The following is a 3,018-nucleotide window of genomic DNA, read 5'->3' on the forward strand; positions in this document are numbered from 1 at the left end:
CCAGCACCAGACGGCGGTTGGTGATCCTTGCCAGTTGCGCCAGGCGCCCGGCCGGCCGCTCGCCATAGAGATCGGCCAGCGATGCCGGCAAGACCAGCGCCAGCACGCCGTTGGCGCGCTGTTCCCATTTCAGCCTGGGCATGATGCCCGGCATCGACGCCGTCAGCAGGTAGACGACGCGCATCATCGCGGCGAGCACGCGCGCCCGCTCCAGATAACGCGGCGGCGCCAACGCCTTGATCTCGGGGGCGATGGCTTCGTTGAAGATGCCGTCGTGACGATAGGCGTTGGCCATGGCCAGGAAGGCACGGCCGGGATGGTCGACGCCGAAGAAGGAGGCGTGCGCGATGATGTTGAGCGATTGCTTGCCGCGATATTCGGGATGCGCGCGCCAGCCGATATCGGCCAGCAATGCGGCCGCGTGGCGATAGCGCGCCTCGTCCTCGGTCTCGTCGATGCCGAAGGCGGCAAAGGTTTTGGCGGTCCAGTCGACAAGTTCATGCGCATGGGTGACGGAGCGCGAGCGCAGGCGTGCAAGCTCCTCCGAGGCCGAAATCAGCGGATCGGCCTTCTGCTCCGCCTCGTCGAGCAGCGAATAGAGAAAGCCTTCACGCACGCCGAGCGCCGAGACGATGATCTTCGACGGCTGCATCGCCGCCATGATCTCCTGCAGCACGACGGCGCCATAGGGCAGCAGCGAACGGCGGTTCTTGGAAACGCCTTCGATGCCCTTGACCTTCTCGATCTCGGCTTTGGCCACCTGCTTGAGGAAATTCGCCGCGCTTTCGGCCGAGATCTCGTAATGGTGCATGACGCCAAGCGGATAGTTGGTCATTTCCATGTGCAGCCGGGCGAGATTTCGCCAGGTGCCGCCGACGGCGTAGAAAGGCCTGCCCTGCCCGCCTTTCAGCAGCTTGGCCTTCGCCAGTTCGTCACGCGCGATCTTCGCCGCCTGGGTCAGCGAGTTCTTCGCCATGTCCTGCAGGCGCAAGCCGCCCAGCGGCAGTGTGATGCCGTCGCCGATCGCTTCGCCGGCGACGTCGACCAGTTCGAGGCTGCCGCCGCCCAGATCGCCGGCGATGCCGTCGGCCGGATGGAAGCCGGAAATGACGCCGAGCGCCGAATAATACGCTTCCTGACGGCCGCTGATGACACGGATCTCGGTCTTCAGCACCTCCTCGGCGCGGTGGATGAAATCAGGGCCATTGACCGCCTCGCGGGCCGCGGCGGTGGCCAGCACATACATCTGCTCGGCGCCGGCCTGGTCGGAAAGCGCGCGAAAGCGACGGAACTCTTCCATCGAGCGCGTCACCGCCTCGGGGTCGAGCTTGCCGGTCGAAACGATGCCCCGGCCGAGACCGGCCAGCATCTTTTCGTTGAACAGCATGGTCGGCGAGCGCGCCAGCCCCTCATAGACGACGAGGCGGATCGAGTTCGATCCGATGTCGATGATGGACAGCGGTCGGCGGTCCTGCAGCCGGCCCTGGGAATCAGACAGCATCAGCCGGACGCTGCAGCGTTCTTCTTGCGGCGCTTGAACTGCGCAATGCGCTTGGGCGCATGCGACTTCAGCGCGTCACCCCGTCCCGACAGGCTCGGATTGGTCATGAAATATTCCTGCGCGTTGAACGGTTCCTCGCCCTCCTCCAGCACGACGCGCCGGGAGGTTCCATCAGCCAATACGTCGAAACTTTGCTGATTGTCCATGATGTTGCCCAGCATGATCTGGCCAAGGATCTGTTCGTGCACAGTTGGATTCGTGATCGGCACCATGGTTTCGACGCGGCGGTCGAGATTGCGCGGCATCAGATCGGCCGAGGAGATGTAGACGATCGCCTCGTCCGACGGCAGGCCGTGACCGTTGCCGAAACAATAGATGCGGCTGTGCTCGAGAAAACGGCCGACGATCGATTTTACGCGGATGTTTTCCGACAGGCCCGGAACCTGCGGCCTCAGGCAGCAGATGCCGCGCACGACCAGGTCGACCTCGACGCCGGCCCGGCTGGCATCGTAGAGCGCGTCGATGATAATCGGATCGACGAGTGCGTTCATCTTCATCCAGATGCGCGCCGGTTTCCCCTGCACCGCGTAGGCAATCTCGTCGGCAATGTGCTTCAGGATGCGGCTTCTCAGCGTGAACGGCGAGATCGCAAGCCGCATTTCGTCGGTCGGCTCGGCATAGCCGGTGATGAAATTGAACAGCTGGGCGACATCGCGGGCAATCGTCGGATCGGTGGTGAAGAAGGACAGGTCGGTGTAGATGCGCGCCGTTACCGGATGGTAGTTGCCGGTGCCGAGGTGCACGTAGTTGCGCAGCTTGCCGTCCTCGCGCCGCACCACCAGCGACATTTTCGAATGGGTTTTCAGCTCGAGAAAGCCGAACACGACCTGCACGCCGGCACGCTCCAGATCGCGCGCCCAGCGAATGTTGGCTTCTTCGTCGAAACGCGCCTTGAGCTCGACCAGCGCGGTGACCGACTTGCCGGCCTCGGCCGCGTCGACCAGCGCACGCACGATCGGGCTGTCATTGGAGGTGCGGTAAAGCGTCTGCTTGATCGCCACCACTTCCGGATCGGCCATCGCCTGGCGCAGGAACTGCACCACGACGTCAAACGATTCGTAGGGGTGATGGACGACGATGTCCTTCTCGCGGATGGCGGCGAAACAATCGCCGCCATGCTCGCGGATACGCTCGGGAAAACGCGGATTGTAGGGCATGAATTTCAGGTCGTCGCGAGGGACGGCGACGATCTCGGAAATCTGGCTGAGCGCCAGCGGCCCGGTGAGCACGCTGATGCGGCTCGACGACACGCCAAGCTCGCCTGCCACGAAGTCGCGCAATTCGCCAGGCATCAGCCTGTCGAATTCGATGCGGATCACCGAACCGCGCCGCCGCCGCTTCAGCGCCGTTTCGAACAGGCGCACGAGGTCCTCGGACTCCTCCTCGACCTCGATATCGCTATCGCGAATGATGCGAAACGTGCCGGAGCCCTTGACCTCATAGCCGGGGAAGAGCTT

Annotated in this window: 2 protein-coding genes; both read right to left on the minus strand. The window is 63.7% G+C overall.

Annotation, left to right across the window (positions count from 1 at the left end):
- A partial coding sequence (gene ppx / locus EN939_RS27700) for an exopolyphosphatase (RefSeq protein WP_127270902.1) occupies positions 1-1,501 on the minus strand: 1,501 nt, incomplete at its 3' end.
- Positions 1,501-3,018: RNA degradosome polyphosphate kinase (locus tag EN939_RS27705; RefSeq protein WP_127270904.1), on the minus strand; the 1,518-nt coding region annotated here is incomplete at its 5' end. The genes EN939_RS27705 and ppx, both read right to left, overlap by 1 nt.

This window comes from Mesorhizobium sp. M7A.F.Ca.CA.002.05.1.1 (genome assembly GCF_003998335.1).
In the GTDB taxonomy this organism is placed as follows: Bacteria; Pseudomonadota; Alphaproteobacteria; order Rhizobiales; family Rhizobiaceae; genus Mesorhizobium.